The sequence below is a fragment of the Streptomyces sp. NPDC046122 genome, from assembly GCF_056429965.1.
Window position 1 is genome coordinate 137226 of the sequence record NZ_JBWKLQ010000005.1, and the last position, 18128, is coordinate 155353.

Annotated in this window: 7 protein-coding genes; all 7 read right to left on the minus strand. The window is 74.5% G+C overall.

Annotated elements, in window-relative coordinates:
- Positions 1-57: 57 nt before the first annotated feature.
- Genes AC07FK_RS16510 through AC07FK_RS16540 form a run of 7 tightly spaced genes read right to left on the minus strand, consistent with a single transcriptional unit; the run spans position 58 to position 18126 of the window.
- Positions 58-3270 carry a condensation domain-containing protein gene (locus AC07FK_RS16510; protein ID WP_479105581.1) on the minus strand — a complete coding sequence of 1071 codons (3213 nt, stop codon included), beginning with the start codon at positions 3268-3270 and terminating at the stop codon, positions 58-60.
- Positions 3267-4517: an MFS transporter gene (locus AC07FK_RS16515; RefSeq protein ID WP_479105582.1), complete on the minus strand. Its 1251-nt coding sequence runs from the start codon at positions 4515-4517 to the stop codon at positions 3267-3269. The genes AC07FK_RS16510 and AC07FK_RS16515 overlap by 4 nt, the downstream gene beginning before the upstream one ends.
- Positions 4510-8583: a non-ribosomal peptide synthetase gene (locus AC07FK_RS16520; RefSeq protein WP_479105583.1), complete on the minus strand. Its 4074-nt coding sequence runs from the start codon at positions 8581-8583 to the stop codon at positions 4510-4512. The genes AC07FK_RS16515 and AC07FK_RS16520 overlap by 8 nt, the downstream gene beginning before the upstream one ends.
- On the minus strand, positions 8580-9866 hold the full coding sequence (locus tag AC07FK_RS16525; RefSeq protein WP_479105584.1) for a MupA/Atu3671 family FMN-dependent luciferase-like monooxygenase: 1287 nt from the start codon (positions 9864-9866) through the stop codon (positions 8580-8582). Before AC07FK_RS16525 ends, AC07FK_RS16520 begins: the two co-directional genes overlap by 4 nt.
- On the minus strand, positions 9859-14490 hold the full coding sequence (locus AC07FK_RS16530; RefSeq protein ID WP_479105585.1) for a type I polyketide synthase: 4632 nt from the start codon (positions 14488-14490) through the stop codon (positions 9859-9861). Before AC07FK_RS16530 ends, AC07FK_RS16525 begins: the two co-directional genes overlap by 8 nt.
- Complete coding sequence (locus AC07FK_RS16535; RefSeq protein ID WP_479105586.1) at positions 14487-16358, minus strand: amino acid adenylation domain-containing protein; 1872 nt, start codon at positions 16356-16358, stop codon at positions 14487-14489. The genes AC07FK_RS16530 and AC07FK_RS16535 overlap by 4 nt, the downstream gene beginning before the upstream one ends.
- A 4-nt stretch (positions 16359-16362) precedes the next feature.
- Entirely contained in the window at positions 16363-18126 is a 1764-nt protein-coding gene (locus AC07FK_RS16540) for a condensation domain-containing protein (protein WP_479105587.1), read from the minus strand.
- Positions 18127-18128 lie beyond the last annotated feature (2 nt).

Genomic DNA, 18128 nt, shown 5'->3' on the forward strand with positions numbered 1-18128 from the left:
CGTGCGCGCCGTTCTCTCGCCGGCGGCCGGTGCTCGGCGTCGGTCCCGTCCGCACCGTCATCGCGCCCGCCCCGGTGTGCGCTCCCGGGTCCGGGCGCGCATGGCCCGCAGCCTGGCCCGGCCTCGCTCCTCCGCGCCCGCGCCGGCCCGGGGGGCCGTGCCGGCCGCGGCCGCGCCCCCGGAGTCCTTCCCGTCGCCCGGGTCCTTCCCGAGGAAGGCGGCCATGGCCCGCACGGTGGAGTGCCGGAACAGGTCGACCACGTCGACCTCGCACTCCAGCGCGGTCCGCAGCCGGTCGCGCAGCCGGATCAGCAGCAGCGAGTTGCCGCCGGCGTCGAAGAAGCTCTCGTCGTGACCGACGGTGCGGCCGAGCACCTCCCGCCAGGCGGCGGCGACGCGCTGCTCGGTGTCGCTCACCGGCGGCCGGTCCGCGCTCCGGGCCGTCCTCGCCTCGTCGGCGAGCGCCTGCTCCAGCGCCTCGGCCACGGCGGCGCCGTCCGGCCGGCCGCCGGGCAGCAGCGGCAGCCGGTCCAGGACACCGATCCGCGCGGGCAGCATGTGGCCGGGCAGCAGTTCGCGCAGGTGCGCGTGGAGTGCGTTGGACGTCAGGTCCGCCCCGGACCGGGCGGCGACGGCCGCGTCGATGCCGTCGGCGTCCCGGATGCGCACGTGGGCGTGCTCGACGCCGGGGTGCGCCAGCAGCGCCGCCTCGATGTCGGCGGCTGCCACCCGCACGCCGCGCACCCGGGCCTGCTCGCCGGCCCGCCCGGCGAACACCAGCCGCCCGTCGGGCGTGTGCCGTGCGAGGTCGCCGGTGGCGAACAGGCGCCCGCCCGGCCGCTTCCCGTACGGGTCGGGCCAAAAGCGTTCCGCCGTCCGGCGCGGGTCGTTCGGGTACCCCCGGGTGACGGCCGCGCCGCCGATGTGGAGTTCACCGACGACGCCCGGCGGGACCAGTTCGCCGCGCCGGTCCAGGACGTACGCGGTGCAGCCCGCCGGGATACCGAGCGGCACCGGACGGCCGCTCGCGTCCGGCGGGCCGGCCGGTCCGCCGAGGGCGGGGCCGGCCGTCTCGGCGGCGGTGTAGAGGTGGTGGACGTGGGTGACCCCGGCAGCGTACGCGGCGCGCAGGGCGGCCGGGGCGAGGAGGCCGCCCCCGGCGAGGATCGTGGCCGGTGCGGCGTCGGCGCCGTCGCCCAGCAGGCCGGCGAGGGCGGAGGGCGCGGCGTACACCGTGCCCGTGGGGCCGGCGTCCGGCACGACCGCCCGGCCGCCCCGGGTGAGCGGGGCGAAGAGCTCGAACACCGCGCCCGGCGCGTCCGGAGCGCTGAGCTGCGCCACCGCGTCGAACGTCCCGGCGGGCAGCTCCCGGTGGGCCCAGCGCAGCCGGGAAGCGAGGTTCCGGTGCTCGGCGAGCACGGGCAGCGGTTCGCCCGTGGCACCCGACGTACGCAGCACCCAGGCGGCGTCGGCGGGCGCCACGGCCGGCAGCGGCGCGGCCGGGGCCGCTTCGCCCCCCGCCGCCGGCTCCTCCAGGTCGACCACGCGCACCCGCGTGTGGTCGAACAGCGAGGAGGAGTACGGGTCGGCGAGCACCGTCGTCACCCCCGCGTCGTCCACGGCAAGCCGCAGCAGGAAGGCGGGCAGCTCCGGGTCCAGCGGCACGCACACGCCCCCCGCCGCGAGCACGGCCAGCTGCGCGGCGGCCAGCGCGAACGACTTGGGCGCGCAGACGCCCACCGGCGTCCGCGGCGTGACGCCCTGCGCCAGCAGCCGCTGTGCCAACCAGTCGGCGGCGTCGCCCAGTTCGCGGTACGTCCAGGCGCGCGTCCCCTCGGCCACGGCGACCGCGTCGGGCGTACGGGCGATCTGCCCGGCCACCATCGCGTGCAGCACGTCGCCGTCGTCGTCCGCCTCCTCGCCGCGCGCCGGGTTCCACTCCTCGGTCAGCAACCGCCGCTCGGCGGCGGTCGGCCGCAGTAGCGCGGAGACCCGGGTGTCCGGGTCGGCGGCCGCGCGCTCCAGCACGGCGCGCAGCCGGGCCAGCAGCCGCTCGGCGGTCGCGTCCTCGAAGAGGGCGGTGCGGTAGTCGACGAGGGCGAGCAGGCCCTCGTCGGTCTCGATCGTGTCGACGGCCAGGTCGGTCTTCATGGTCGGCAGCCGCAGCTCCCCCACCGTGAACACCGCGTCCGCCGCCCGCCGCACGGGAGCGGCCGGCTGATGGGTGTACATGACCTGGTAGAGCGGGTGGAAGCTCGGATCGCGGGAGACCCCGAGCCGGTCCATGACCTCGTCGACGGGCAGGTCGCAGTGGTCCAGGGCGTCCAGCAGGTCCCCGCGCACCCGCTGCACCAGCTCGCCGAACCGCGGGTCGCCGGACAGGTCGCCGCGCAACACGACGGGCCGGGTGAGGTAGCCGACGAGTCCGGCGCTGTCGGGGGTGTCCCGGCCGGAGACGGCCGTGCCGGTGAGCACGTCGGCGCCGCCGTACTGGCTGAGCACCACGTCGCACGCGGCCTTGAGCACCATGAACAGGCTGCACCGCCTGCTCCGGGCGAACCGCCGCAGCGGCTCCACCACCTCGTGCGGGATCACGGCCGTACGCCGCTCCCCCTCGTGGCCGCCGCGCGCCGGGCGCGGTCCGGCGAGGGGCAGTTCCAGCACCTCGGGCGCGCCGGCCAGCCGCTCGGTCCAGTACGCCAGGTTGGCGGCGGCGGCCCGCTCGTCCTCTGCGGTGCGCCGGGCCAGGAACCCGCCGTAGTCGACGGCCGGCTCCGGCAGCGGCGACGGCCGGTCCTGCGCGAACGCGTCGTACAGGGCGGTCAGTTCGGAGGCGAAGACCTCCATCGACGCCCCGTCGAAGACGAGGTGGTGCACGCCGACGAGCAACCGGTGCGTGGTGTCGTCGAGCCGCAGCAGCCGGACCCGCAGCAGCCGGCCGCCGTCCACGGCGAACGGCTCGCGGGCGAACGCGTCGGCCCGGGCATCCGAGTCGTCGCACGCGTCCACGACGGGCAGGTGCACCGGCGCGGGCGCCTCGACGCACTGCGCCGGCTCACCGTCGGCGCCGCGCACGATCCTGGTCCGCAGCGCGGGGTGGCGGCGTACCAGCTCGTCCAGGGCGCGCCCCAGGGCCGCCGCGTCGAGCGGTCCGTCGACGCCGACGGCGAACGGGACGCTGAAGAAGGGGTCGTCGGGGCGGACCTGGGCGAGTGCCCACAGCCGCCGCTGTGCGGGGGTCAGCGGCAGGAGCCGCTCGGCGGCCGTCATGAGACCACCTCCGCCCCGGGCCGGTCCTTCCGGTTGTTCCGCTCGCGCACCGAGGCGGCGGCGAGCACGGCCGCGGCGGGCAGCAGCAGTCCGCCGGCGACGACGATCGACTCGGCGATGCCCATGAGGTCGGCCGCCAGGCCGCCGAGGATCACGCCGACGATCGTGAAGTTGACCATCAGGGCGTTGAGCAGTCCGACGCCGCGTCCGCGCAGTTCCTCGGGCAGGTCGCTGATCAGGGTGTTGGCCACCGGCACCTGGAAGAGGCCGGAGCCGACGCCCGCGACCAGGCACCAGGCGTGCACGACGCCGACGCCCAGCGAGTCCCGCAGTCCGCCGGCCGGGGCGAGGAGCAGCAGGGAGGCGCCGAACAGCGCGATCGAGCCGATGAGCAGCCCCCGGTCGGAGAACCGGCGTACGAGCGGCGGACCGGTCAGCGCGCCGATCACGCAGCCCGCGCCGAACGCGGCCTGTGCCAGGCCGAAGTGGAAGGCGGAGAGGTCGAAGACGCTGAGCAGCTGGGAGTTGAGGTTGGTGGTGAAGAGCCCGAGGACGAGCATCACGGGTACCAGGATGACCGCGAGGAAGCGCAGCGAGGGCACCGCCAGCACACCGGAGACGCCGGTGCCCAGCGACTTCCAGTACGACTCCCGGCCGCTGTCGGGGCCGGGGACCGGCACCTCGCGCAGCACCGCCATGCTGCCCAGCAGGACCGCCGAGATCACGAAGGTCGCGGCGTCGATGACGAAGACGGCGCTGACGCTGCCGAACGCGAGGAGCAGACCGCCCAGCGCCGGGCCCACCAGGTTCAGGGTGTGGTTCGTGGACTGGAACAGCGCGACCGCCGTGGGGATGCTGTGCCCCCGGACGATCAGCGGGATCGCGGTGATCCGGGCCGTCTCGAAGAACGCCTTCGCGATGCCCGTGAGGAGGATCAGCACGAGCAGCAGCAGCGGCGAGTCGCGGACCGGGATCATCGCCAGGACCAGCGCCACCCGGACCAGGTCGGAGCCGACCATGAGCCCGCGCGCCGGGAAGCGGTCGGCCAGCGGGCCGACGAAGGCCCCCAGTACGCCGGAGGGCAGCATCTGGGCGATGACCACGAGGGAGACGTACAGGACGGGGTTGGAGGTCTCGGTGGCCACCACGTAGATCAGCGTGATCTTGGTGATGGCGTCACCGAGGAAGGACGCGACGACGGCCAGCCAATAGCGGATGTACGTACGGTCCTTGAGCAGCTCAATCACTGGCGACGACCTCGTTCAGAATCGTGGCGACGCCCTCGATGTGGGGGTGGCGCATCATCGTGTAATGGTTGCCGTCGACCACCCGGACGTCGAGGTCCCCGCCGGTCGTCAGGGCCCGCCACGCCTCGGTCGAGTCGTACGTCTCCTCGGCCGCGCGGATCAGCGTGACCCGGCCCCGGACGTGCAGGGGGCGGAAGTTCCAGACGAGCCGCAGGTTGGCCACCCACAGGTCGAGGATGTCGCGCACCTGCTCCCGGCCGGCGTCCGGCGGCAGGTAGTCGGAGGCGCGGGCGATGGCGAGCAGGTAGTCGAGGTGCTCGTCGGGGGTCATCCCCTTCAGCTCCTCCACGGACTTCAGCGCGTTGCCGTAGTCCCACTGGAGGTTCGCCGCGACGGCCTCGACGATCTCGGCGGGGTCCGGCTCGGAGCCCTCCGCGACCTCGGCGGGCGGGTGCGAGTCCATCATGACGACGGACACCTCCGCGCCCGTCTTCTCCAGCTCCCCGGCGACGGCGAAGGCGTTCGTCCCGCCGTAGCACCAGCCGGCCACGGTGTACGGGCCCTCGGGCTGCACTTCGCGGATCAGGTCCGCGTACGCGGCGGCGCGCGCCCCGAAGTCGGCGTACGGCAGGGCTCCGTCGACCGGCGGCGGTGAGGCCAGGGCGTACAGCGGCCGGTCGCCGCCCTCCATGAGCCCGGCGAACGGCATGTAGCAGACGACCTCGCTGCCGGCCGGGTGGGCGAAGAAGACGGGGGCGCCGGTGGTGCCGGAGCCGATCTCGACGAGGTGGACGTCCGACTCGTCCTGGTAGCCGTCGCGCAGCATGCGGGCGAACCGTTCGACGGTGGCGCCCCGGAAGATCGCCGCCATCGGCAGCTGCTGCCCGAAGCGCTTCTCGATCTCGGCCATCAGCCGCAGGACGAGCAGGGAGTGGCCGCCGAGGTCGAAGAACCGGTCGTGCAGGCCGATGGGCCTGACCCCGAGCACCTCCTCCCAGATGTGGGCGACTTCGAGCTCGATCGCGTCGCGCGGCGGCACGTAGCTCGCCGCGTCCCGCTCGACGACGGGCTCGGGCAGGGCCCGCCGGTCGATCTTGCCGCTGGTGTTCAGCGGGAAGGCGTCCAGGGCGACGATCGCGGACGGGACCATGTAGTCGGGCAGGAAGCCGCGCAGGTGCTCGCGCAGCTCCTCCTGGCCCGGGGTCTCGCCGTCCGCCGCCACGACGTACCCGGTCAGCCGCTTGTCGCCGGGCCGGTCCTCACGGACGAGGGCGACGGCGCGGCGCACCGCCGGGTGCTCCTCGAGACGGGCCTCGATCTCGCCCAGTTCGATGCGGAATCCGCGCAGCTTGATCTGGCCGTCGTCGCGGCCGAGGAAGACGAGCGTGCCGTCCTCGCGCAGCCGTGCCTTGTCGCCCGTGGCGTACAGCCGCGCGCCGGGCCGTCCGCCGAACGGGTCGGGCACGAACCGCTCCGCCGTCAGAGCGGGCCGGCCGCGGTACCCGCGCGCCACACCGGCGCCGCCGAGGTACAGGTCGCCGGGCATGCCGACCGGGACCGGCTCCAGGCACTCGTCGAGGACGTAGACCTGGGTGTTGTCCAGCGGGCGGCCGATGGAGATCTGCTCGGCGCCGCTGTCGAGGCGGTGCGCGGTGGACCAGATGGTCGTCTCGGTCGGGCCGTAGACGTTCCAGGTACGGCCGGGCTCGCGGACGAGCTGCTCGGCCAGCGCCGGGGGCAGCGCCTCGCCGCCGACCAGGACCCGCAGCGAGCCGTCGTTGCGCCAGCCCGCCTCCACCAGGAGCTGCCAGGTGGCCGGGGTGGCCTGCATGACGGTGGCGCCGGTCTCGGTGAGCAGGGCGGCCAGCCGGCGGCCGTCGACCGCCTCCTCCTTGCGCACGACGTGCACCCGCGCCCCGCTGATGAGCGGCGCGTACAGCTCCAGGCCCGCGATGTCGAAGGTGACCGGGGTGACGGCGGTGAGGGTGTCACCGGCGCCGAGGCCGACTTCGGCGGCCATCGCCAGCAGCAGGTTCGCGAGGTTGCGATGGGTGACCTCGACGCCCTTGGGGCGGCCGGTGGAGCCGGAGGTGTAGATGACGTACGCGAGCCGGTCCTCGCCCGCGGCGGGCGTCACGGGGACGGCCGGGGCGACGGCGACGGACGCGGCGTCGGTGTCCAGGCAGATCCGCTCGCCGGGGCACTCCGCGAGGCTGTCGAGCAGCCCGGAGCGGGTCAGCAGGAACTTCGCGTCCGCGTCGCCGGTCATGGCGGCCAGGCGATGCGCCGGGTACCCGGCGTCCAGCGGCAGGTACGCGCCGCCGGACATGACCACGCCGAGCAGCGCGACCACCAGGTCGACGGAGCGCTCCAGGCAGACGCCGACGACGGTCTCGGGCTCCACACCGCGCTGCTGGAGGTGGGAGGCCAGCCGCCCCGCCCGCTCCAGCAGTTCGGCGTACGTGAGCTGCTCGTCGCCGCAGGAGACGGCGACCGCGTCGGGAGCGGCCTCGGCCCGGCGGCGAACCAGCACGTCCAGCGAGTCACCCTCCTCGCGCGCCGCCTCCGTCCGGTTCCACTCCACCAGCAGGGTGCGGGCCTCGCCGGGCCCGAGCAGCGACAGGTCGCGCACCGCGCGCCCGGCGTCCTCGGACATCTGCTCCAGGAGGCGCACGATCTGGCGGGCCATCCGGGCCATCGTGCTCTCGTCGAACAGGTCGGTGTTGTACTCCAGCACGCCGTGGAAGTGGTCGTCCGCCAGCGCCGGGTCGTCGAAGAAACCCAGCATCACGTCGTCCTTGGCCGTGGCGTTGTCGAGCATCAGCTCCTCGACGGTCAGCCCGGCCATGGGGGTCTCCTCCTCGTGGAGGAAGTCCACGAGGATGAAGGACGTCTGGTAGATCGGCGTGCGGCTCGGGTCGCGGTCGAGGTCGAGCTCGTCCAGCAGCGTCCCGAACGGGATGTCGTGGTGGTCGAAGGCGCCCATCATCGTGGTGCGGGTCGCCTGGAGCAGTTCCCGTACGGTCATCGCCGGCCGGACCGTGGTGCGCAGCGGCAGCATGGTCAGGAAGTAGCCGATCATCGGCTCGGTCTCGGGCCTGCTGCGGGTCGAAGAGGTGGTGCCGACGACGATGTCCTGCTGCCCGGTGAGCCGGTGCAGGAGGAGCTGCCACGCGGTGAGCAGCGCGATGTTGACGGTCACGTCCTCGCGCTTGGCGAGGTCGCGGACCGCCTGGGTCAGTGCCGGGGTGAGCGGGAACTGGTAGCGGGCGCCGTTCGCGGTCTGGAGAGGCGGGCGGGGCCGGTCGGTCGGCAGCTCCAGCACCAGGTCGGCGCCTTCGAGTTGCTTCTTCCAGTACGGCAGGTGCTTGCGCCGGACCTCCTCGCGCAGCCACTGCGGCTGCCACTCGGAGTAGTCCGGGTAGTGCACGGCGATCGGCGGCAGCTTCGGCTCGCGGCCGGTCGCGAAGGCGGTGTAGAACTCGGCGATCTCGGCATTGAAGATGCCCATCGAGCCGCGGTCCCAGACCAGGTGGTCGACCGTGCCGACCAGCACGTGCTCGCGCTCGTCCAGGCGCAGCAGGGCGATCCGCAGCAGCGGGCCCTTCACCAGGTCGAACGGCGTGCGCAGTTCCTCGGTGGCGAGCCGCGTCATCTCGTCCTCGCGCCGCTCGGCCGGCACGGACCGCAGGTCCTGGTGGCGCAGCGGCACCTCCATGGAGGCGTGGATCACCTGGACGGGAGCGTGGCCGTCCTGCTCGAACGTGGTGCGCATCGCCTCGTGGCGCTGCACGAAGGCGTTCACGGCGCGCTGGAGCGCGTCCGTGTCCAGCTCGCCGTGCAGCCGCGAGGCGAAGTACACGTTGTAGACCGGGTCTTCGGGGTCGAACTGGTGGATCAGCCAGATGCGTTCCTGGTCCACGGTGAGCGGTACGCGGTTCTCCCGCTGCCTGCGCGGGATCGGCGCGTTGGTGACGGTGCTGGTGCTGCGCTCGCGCATGCGCCGGTCGAGCAGGGCGCGCTGGGCGGGGGTGAGGCCGGCCAGCCGGTCTGCGAGTTCGGTCACGACTGCTCTCCTTCGGTCTCGCCCCGGTGCCGGTAGCGGTTCTTCAGTTCGGTGAGGTGGTCCAGGCCCTTGAGGACCTGGCCGGGGTCGAGCCCGAAGTCCACGAGGCAGGCGACCTCGTCGACGCCGATGTCCACCAGGTCCTCGATCAGGGACTCGCACTTGTCGGGCGTGCCGAGCAGCGCCAGCGAGTCGAAGTAGCGCTCGAAGGTGGCGTTCAGCATGACGTCGCGCTCGGCGTCGTTCAGCTTGGAGAACTCGCTGCCGAAGCTGTCCTGCTGCTCCAGGAACGTCTTGAGGTACGCGGTGAGCGGACCGCGCACGGTCTCCCGGGCCTCGTCGTTGTCCGAGCCCACGAACGTGTGCACCATCGCGGTGACCCGGCCTCGGGCCGGGTCGTGCCCGGCCTCGGCGAGCGCCTCCCGGTAGGCGGCGATCTTGTCCTTGAGGTCGGCGGGGCGCTGGGCCACGAGCCCGGTCAGCACGTACGCGCCGATCTGCCCGGCCCGTACGAAGGTCTCCGGGCTGCCCTGCGCCGACACCCACACCGGGAGCTTCGGCTGGAGCGGGCGGGGCAGCGTGCGTACGGACTGCGGCGAGCCGTCCGCGCGCGGGAACTCGACGCTCTCGCCCGCCCACAGCCGCTGGACGGCCTCGATCGACTCGAACATCTCGTCCTTGCGGCGCGGGTAGCGCTGCTGCCCGTCGCCGGGGGCGAGCAGGAAGTCGTCCGGGTGCCAGCCGGAGGCCGCCGAGATCGCGGCCCGGCCGCCGGACAGGTTGTCGACGACCGCCCACTCCTCGGCCACGCGCACCGGGTGGTGCAGGGGCAGCACGCAGCTGCCCGCGCGGATCTGGATGTTCTCGGTCAGCACGGCGATGGCGGAGGCCAGCAGCGACGGGTTCGGGTAGAGGCCGCCGAAGTCGACGAAGTGGCGCTCGGGGACCCAGATGCCGTCGAAGCCGTTGGCGTCGGCGTGACGGGCGCTGTCGAGCAGCAGCTGGTACTTGCCGGGGCCCTTCGCCGTGCCGTCGCCGGAGAAGAAGAACAGGCTGAAGTCCATGGTGCTGCCGGGCCGCCGGCCGCGGCGCGGCGCCTCGGATCTGGCCGCGGCCCGTTCACCGGCGTCCACGGCGGACGGCGCCTTGACGTTGCGCTCGCGCAGGGACCGCTCCAGTACGGCGCGCTGCTCGGGGGAGAGCGAGGACAGCCGTTCCTTGAGCCTGCGCGCGGTCTCGGTCTCGGTCTCGTCGGAGTGCGTGCGCGACTGCTCGTCAGACATGGTCGTCACCCTTCAGCTTTGCCTCGGCCTCGCCGGCGGAGAGGCTCTCGACCTCGCGCAGCAGTGCCTCGAACTCGTCCAGACCGATCGATTCGGCCTGGTGGGAGCGGATCGCGGCGGCGAGCCCCGGAACGGTCGGCGCCTCGAAGACGGCGCTCATCGGGAAATCGCCGTGGGCCTGCCGCAGCCGGCCCACGATCTGGATGGCGAACAGCGAGTTGCCGCCCAGGTCGTAGAAGTCGTCGTCGGGACCGATCGGGGAGACGCCGAGCATCTCGTGCCACACCCGGGCGACGGACTGGGCGAGTTCGTCCTCCGGCCACACCGTGGCCGGGTCCCAGTCGTCGTCGCCGCTCCGGCCGCCGCCGAGCGAGTCGGTGAACGACGTCGCGGTCAGCCCGGACTGGTCGGCCAGTACGTCCTGGAAGTCGGCCCTGGAGACCACGACCTGCGGGAGCCCGCCGGACAGGGCCGCCCGGGCGAGCGCCAGGCCGTCGGCGGCCGGGACGCCCTGGGTCAGGCGCAGCCGCTCGTACAGCTCCCGCACCTCCGGCAGGCCCGCCATCTGCTGCTCGAACCAGTCGTCCCAGTCCCACTGCGACCAGTCGACGGTGACGGTGGGCCGGCCGGCGGCGGTGGCCGCCTGGGCGAAGGCGTCGAGGAACACCGACGCCGCGCAGTTCTCGGCCTGGCCGAAGCCGCCGACGATGCCGGTGGTGGCGGAGGCGGTGAGGAAGAAGTCCAGCCCGTCACCGGCCAGCAGCTCGTCAAGCAGCAGGGTCGACCTCACCCGCGCCGCGAGGACGGCGTCGAAGTCCTCCCGGGCCTTGAGCGCCGTCAGACCGGAGCCCCGCGCGTCGGCCAGGTGCAGTACGCCGTTGACGGCGCCCAGCACGGTCCGCGCCTCCTCGACGGTGGCGCGCGCCTGGCCGGGATCGGCCAGGTCGGCGGTGCGGTAGACGACCGTATCCGGATGGGCGGCGCGCAGCGCGGCGAGCCGGGCGACCCGGGCGCGTACCCGGTCGTCGTCGCCGGCGGCGCCGGACCGCCAGGCTTCCCACTCGCTCTCGGCGGGGAAGTCCGGGTCGCCGACGAGCACGGCCCTGGCCCCGCTCGCGGCGATCTGCTCGGCGAAGACCAGGCCGGTCTCGCCGGACGCGCCGGTGACGAGGTACCCGGCGCCTTCGCGCCAGGCCCGCCCGGCGGGCACGGCGTCCAGCTCGACGGGCGCGAACGCCCGCAGGAGCCGCTGGGCGTCCCGGTACGCGACGAGGTTCTCCCGGCCCGCGCCCGCGAGTTCCGCGCCGAGCTGCGCGGTGAGGCGGGTGCGGTCGGCGCCGGACGCGGGGAGGACGACGTCGACGGCGCGGCAGGTCAGCCAGGCGTACTCCTGCGGCAGCACGGTGACCGCGCCGTACAGGGTGGCGCGCTCGGGCCGGACCACGGCCGTGCCGTGCGCGTCCTGGAGGCTGTCGGTGAGGACGTCGATCCGCACCGGGCGGTCCTCACCCGTCTCGCCCAGCGCCTGGGCGAGGGCGACGAGGCTGTGGAAGCCGGTGTCCAGGCCGGTGGCGTAGCGGCGTACCGCGTCGCCGCCGTCGTCCCCGGGGCCCGTGACCGCCCAGGCGTGCAGCACACGGTCGGGGGCCGCGCCTGCCTGCCGCAGCTCCCTGACGACCTGGCCGAGGTGGCCGGCGTCGGCGGGATCGGCGTCGAAGGCGTGGTCGGAGGTGCGGGCGTACGCGGCGGCCCGGCGCACGGTCGTGACGGTGTGGCCGCGCTCGCGCAGAGCGGCGGTCAGGCCGTCGGTGAGACCGGCGCCGTCCGCGAGGACCAGCCAGCTGAGCGGGCCCTGATCGGCGGCGTCCTCGTCCCGCGGGAGCGGCGCACGGTGCCAGACCGGGGCGTACGTCCACCGCTCGGGGTCGGTGCGCACATTCCCGGCGGTGGTGGTCTCCGGCTTGGGCAGCAGGTAGGAGCGGCCCTCGAAGGGGTACGCGGGCAGCGGCACCCGGCGGGGGGACCGGCCGCCGTGCAGGGCGTCCCAGTCGACGGCCACGCCGTGCCGCCACAGCTCGGCGAGTCCCTCGCGGACGGTGCGGGCCTCGGCGGAGTGCTCCTCGCCGCGCGGCCTGCGCAGCAGGGTGACGACGGGCGACGGGTCCGGGTGGATCCGTACGAGACCGCTCAGCTGGCTGCCCGGACCGGCCTCGACGAGCACCACGCCGTCGCCGCGCTCGGCCAGCGCGGTGATCCCGTCGGAGAAGCGGACCGGCTCGCGGGTGTGCGAGACCCAGTACTCCGGGTCCGTGGCCTGCTCGTCGGTGATCCAGGTGCCCGTCACGTTGGACAGGAACGGGATCGTGGGCGTGTTCAGCCGCACCGAGCGCAGCACCTCCGCGAGCCCGGGCAGCGCCGGCTCGACCAGTGCGGTGTGGAAGGCGTGCGAGGTCTCCAGCTCGCGCACGGACGCGCCCCGCGCCTCCAGGACGCGGCGGGCCTCGGCGACCTCCTCGGGAGTGCCGGCGACCACGCAGGAGGCTGGCGCGTTGACGGCGGCGATCGTGGCGCTCCGCCCCTCCAGCGCCTCGGTCAGCGACGCCTCGTCCATCAGGACGGACAGCATCCGGCCGGGCGCGAGGTCCTGCATGAGCGCGGCGCGCCGGGCGACCACGCGCAGCGCGTCCTCCAGGCCGAACACCCCGGCCAGGCAGGCCGACACGAGTTCACCGAGGCTGTGCCCGGTCATCGCGGCGGGGCGCACGCCCCACGACATCAGCAGCCGCGCGACGGCGTAGTCGAGGCTGAAGACGGTCGGCTGGGTGTAGAGCGTCTGGCGCAGCCGCTCCTTCGCCTCGTCCCCGTCGGTGCCGAAGGCCACTTCGCGTACGTCCCAGCCGAGCTGGGGCAGCAGGATCTCGGCGCAGCGGTCGAGCGCGTCGCGGAACACCGGCTCGGTGCGGTAGAGCTCCGCGCCCATGCCCGCGTACTGGGCGCCCTGGCCCGGGAAGACGAACACCACGTCGGGCGCCGCGTCCGGCGCGGCGGTCGCGGCGGCGGCCGGCCGCTCCAGCGCGGCGGTCGCGGTGGCGCGGTCCCCGGCGACGACCGTACGGCGGTACGGGAGGGCGGCGCGGCCGACCTGGAGGGTGTACGCCGCGTCGGCGAGCCCGGCCCCGTCCCCCGCGAGGGCGGTCGCGAGCCGCGCGGCGGCGGCGTCGAGGGCCTCGGGCGTACGGGCCGACAGGGGCAGCACCTGCCAGTCGGCCGCGTTCGCGGTTTCCCCGGCCGGTGCGACGGCGGGCGCCGCTTCGAGGATCACGTGCGCGTTGGTGCCGCCGATGCCGAAGGCGCTCACCCCCGCGCGCGGCGGCTGCTCCGTCTGCGGCCACGGCACGCCCTCGCCGTTGACCGTGAAGGGGCCCTTGTCGAGGGAGAGACGGGGGTTGGGGCCGCGGAAGTGGACGGTCGGCGGGATGAAGCGGTGCTCCAGCGCCAGGGCCGCCTTGATGAGGCCGGTGACACCGGCCGCCGCGTCGAGGTGCCCGACGTTGGACTTCACCGAGCCCAGGTGGACCGACCCGGCGGGCGCGTCCGGGCCGAACGCCTCGGTGAGCGCCTGCACTTCGATCGGGTCGCCCAGCGGGGTGGCGGTGCCGTGCGCCTCGACGTACTGGACCGTGCGGGGCTCGACCCCGGCGACGGCGAGGGCCTCGGCGATCACCTCGGCCTGGCCGTGCGGCGACGGGGCGGTGAAGCCGATCTTGGCGGAGCCGTCGTTGTTGACCGCGCTGCCGCGGACGACCGCGTGGATGTGGTCGCCGTCCGCGACCGCGTCCTCCAGCCGCTTGAGCACCACGAGGGCCACACCGTCGCCGGAGACGGTGCCGGAGGCGTCGGCGTCGAACGGGCGGCAGTGGCCGTCCGTCGAGAGGATCGCGCCCTCCTCGTACCGGTAACCGCGCGGTTCGAACTCGCGCACCGCGACACCGCCCGCCAGCGCCAGGTCGGACTCGCGGCTGAGCAGGGACTGCACGGCGAGGTGGACCGACACCAGCGACGAGGAGCACGCGCTCTGCACGGTGAAGCTGGGCCCGGTCAGACCGAGCTTGTACGAGACCCGCAGCGCGAGCATCCCGGGGTCGTTGCCGATCGCGACCTGGATCTCGTCCGAGATCCGGCCCTCGCCCGGGCCGCCGCGCGACGCGATCCGCTCCAGGAGGTACCCACTGCCCGAGGTGCCGGCGAACACGCCGGTCCGCCCCTCGAACGTCCTCGCCGGGTATCCCGCACGCTCCAGCGCCTGCCAGGCGGTCTCCAGCAGCAACCGGTGCTGGGGGTCCATGAGTTCGGCCTCGGACCGGGTGACGCCGAAGAAGTCGGCGTCGAAGCGGTCGAATCCGTCCACCGGGAAGCCGGACTTCACATAGGCCGGGTCGTCCAGCAGCTCCTGGGGAACCCCGGCGGCGGCCAGCTCCTCGTCGGAGTAGGAGGTGCGTCCCTCCTCGCCCGCCGCCAGCGCGCGCCACAGCTCGTCGACGTCCGCGGCGCCCGGGAAGCGGCCGCTCATTCCGATGATGGCCACGGCCTGCTCGGGCAGTGGCGAATCCGTCTCGTACGTCATGCGTTCTCCCCGTGCGGGTGGGATGCGGACCGGCTGTCGGCGCCGGTGTCGTGCGGTACGGCGAGCAGCTCGTCCAGGGCGCTCGCGAGTTCCCGGACCGTCGGCCGGTCGAAGAACAGCCGCAGCGTCGCGCCGACGCCGAGCCGTTCCCTGGTGAGGGCGACGGCCTGGGTGGCGAGCATCGAGTGGCCGCCCAGTTCGAAGAAGTCGTCGTCGAGGCCGACCCGGTCGACCGAGAGCACCTCGGCCCAGATGTCGGCGAGGGCCTTCTCGACGGGGGTCGAGGGCGCGGTGAACTCCGCGTCGAGTTCGGGGCGTACCGCTTCGGGAGCGGGCAGCGCGCGCCGGTCGACCTTGCCGTTGTGGGTCAGCGGCAGCCGGTCCAGGGGTACGTACACGTTCGGGAGCATGTACGCGGGCAGCGTCAGGGCCAGATGCTCGCGCAGCTCGGAGGGCCCGGCCGGTGTTCCGGCGGCGGCCACCCAGTAGGCGACCAGGCGCGGGTCCCCCGCCGCGTCCCGGTCGACGATGACGACGGTGTCGCGGACGGCGGGGTGGCGGGTGAGCGCATTCTCGATCTCGCCGAGTTCGATGCGGTAGCCGCGGATCTTCACCTGGTGGTCCAGGCGGCCCAGGTACTCGTGGTCGCCGCCGGCCGCTCGCCGGGCGCTGTCGCCCGAGCGGTACCGCCGGGCGCCGGGGACGGCCGCGTCCGGGTCGGGCAGGAAGCGTTCCGCGGTCAGGGCCGGGCGGCCGAGGTAGCCGCGGGCCACGCCCGCGCCGCCGACGTACAGTTCGCCGGCCTCTCCGTCCGCCGCCCGTTCGCCGTCCGCGCCCAGCACGTCCATGGTCCAGCCGCCGACGGGGCCGCCGATCATGCTGCCCGCGGACCCTGCGAGGTCGGCCGAGGTCATCCGGCGGTAGGTGGAGTGCACGGTGGTCTCGGTGATCCCGTACATGTTCACCAGGACGGGCGCCTCGTCGCCGTGGCGCGCGATCCACGGCCGCAGCATCTCGGGCGGCAGCGCCTCCCCGGCGAAGACCACCAGTCGCAGCGCCAGTCCGGCCAGCGGCGCGGGGCCGGCGTACTCCTCCTCGTACCGGACGAGCTGACGGAAGGCGGCCGGCGTCTGGTTGAGGACGGTGACGCCCTCGCCGCTCAGCAGCGCGTGCAGGTCCTGCGGGGAGCGCCGTACGTCGTCCGGCACGACGACCAGCCGGCCGCCGTGCAGCAGGGCGCCCCACATCTCCCACACGGAGACGTCGAACGCGGCGGACGCGCACATCGACCACACGTCGTCGGGGCCGAAGGCGAACCGGTCGCGGACCCCGGTGAGCAGGCCCGTGACGTTGCGGTGCTCGATCATGACGCCCTTGGGCGTGCCGGTGGAGCCGCTGGTGTAGATGACGTACGCGAGACTCGCCGGGCCGGTGCCGGGGCTCTCCGGCGCGGTGTCCGGGTACGCCGACAGGCCGGCGTCGTCCCGGGGGCCGAGGGTCACGGTGTGCGCGGCGCGCAGGCCGCGTCCGGCGTCGTCCGTGAGCAGGACGCCGGCACCCGCATCGGCGAGCGTGCGGCTGAGCCGCTCGTCGGGGGACGAGGGGTCCAGCGGCACGTACGCGCCGCCGGCCTTCAACACGGCGAGCAGCGCCGTCACCAGGGACGTCGTGCGCTCCATGCAGACGGCGACCGGTACTTCGGGGCCGACGCCCAGGGTGCGCAGGTGGTGTGCGAGCCGGTTGGCGTCGCGCTCGAGCTCGCGGTAGGTCAGCCGGCCGTCGCGGCCGGTCACGGCGACGGCGTCGCCGCGCGCGGCTGCCTGCCGCGCGAACCACGCGTCGATGGTCCCGGGGTCGGGTGCAACCATGCGGTCAACGGTCACGGTGGGTGTTCCTCTCGATGCCGGACTCGGTGCCGGTGGGGGTCTGCGGGGGCTGCGGGCTCTCGGGGCCCGGCGGGACAGCGGGGCCCCGCGCGTGCTCCGGACTCCGGGGGGGCTTCCCGTCCGCTTCGGTCCCCGCGCCGAACCGGGGCGCGGCGAGGTCCGGCACCGGGGTGTCCGGCCGGGCCGTCGCCTCCTCCAACGTCCGCTCGTACGCGGCCAGCAGCGCCGCCGGGGTCCGCGGTCCGAAGAGATCGGTGTCGTACTCCAGGGTCAGTGCGAGACCTCCGCCGCGTTCCTGCGCGTACAGGCTCAGGTCGTACTTCGCGGTGTCCTGCGGGCCGGTGAGGTCCAGGGAGCACGCGTCCAGCCCGGGGAAGACCGGCTCCGGGCGCTCCTTCAGGAAGGAGAACATCACCCGGAAGACCGGCATGAAGTCGCGGCTGCGCCGGGACACCAGGGCCTCGACCAGCTTGTCGAAGGGCAGCTCCTGGTGCGCGGAGGCGTCCAGCACCGCCGTGCGGACCCGGGTCAGCAGTTCGCGGAAGCCGGGAGCGCCGTCCAGCCGGACGCGAACCGGCACCATGTTGATCAGGCAGCCGACCAGCTCCTGGAGCTCGGACCGGTCACGGCCCGCGACCGGGGTGCCGACCGTGATGTCGGTCGAGCCCGACCAGCCCGCCAGCAGCGTGTGCAGACCGGCGAGCAGCGTCATGTACGGAGTGACCCGCTCCCGGCGGCTGAAGTCCCTTACGGCGGCGGCGAGGTGCGGCGACAGCTCGCGGGTCGCCACGGCGCCCCGGAAGCTGCGCGTCGCTCCGCGCGGCCGGTCGGTCGGCACGGCCGGCGCCTTCGGGTCGTCCCCGAGCGCGCCGCGCCAGTGGCCGACGAGCGCGTCCAGCGTCTCGCCCCGCAGCCGCTCGCGCTGCCAGGCCGCGTAGTCGGCGTAGTGCAGCGCCACGTCGGCGAGGGCCTCCCGGCCGCCGTACAGCTGCCCCAGCTCGCGGAAGAAGATCTCCACCGACCAGCCGTCGATCGCGATGTGATGGAACGTCACCACCAGCCGGTGCGCGTCCGCACCGACCCGCAGCAGACGGGCCCGCAGCGGCGGCCCCGCCGCCAGATCGAACACGCCCGCGGCCTCCTCGGCCGCCACCCGCTCCGCCTCCCCCTGCGGGTCGGCGGCGCCGGTCAGGTCCGTGTACGGCAGCTCCAGCGGCGCGGGGTCCCGGATCACCTGGTACGGGCGGCCGGCCGGGGCGTCGTACGTCGTCCGCAGCACCTCATGGCGGGCGACGAGCGCGTCCAGGGCCCGGCCGAGGGCCGCCCGGTCCAGGTCGCCGCGCAGGTGGAGCACGGTCGGCACGTTGTAGAGCGTGGTCTCGGGGTCGATCTGCTGCATGAACCACAGCCGCTGCTGGGCGAACGACAGCTCGGGCCGCTCCTGCCGGACGCAGGCGCGGGGTCCGGCCGGCGCGGAGCCCGCGGCGGGCCGCCCGGTCCGCGCCTGCCCCGTGGCCCGCTCCATGGCCGCGCGCACCAGGCGCGCCATCGCCTCCAGGGTGTCCGCGCCCAGCAGCGCGTCCGCCGCGACCCGCGCGCCGAGTTCCTCGCCGATGCGGACGGCGAGCAGCCGCGCCTCGTCCGCCCCGCCGCCGAGACGGGAGAACCGCGACTCCATGCCGACGGCCGCGCCGTCGGCGCCCAGCAGCCCGGCCCACATCTGGGCGAGCTCCTCTTCCACGAATCCCATGG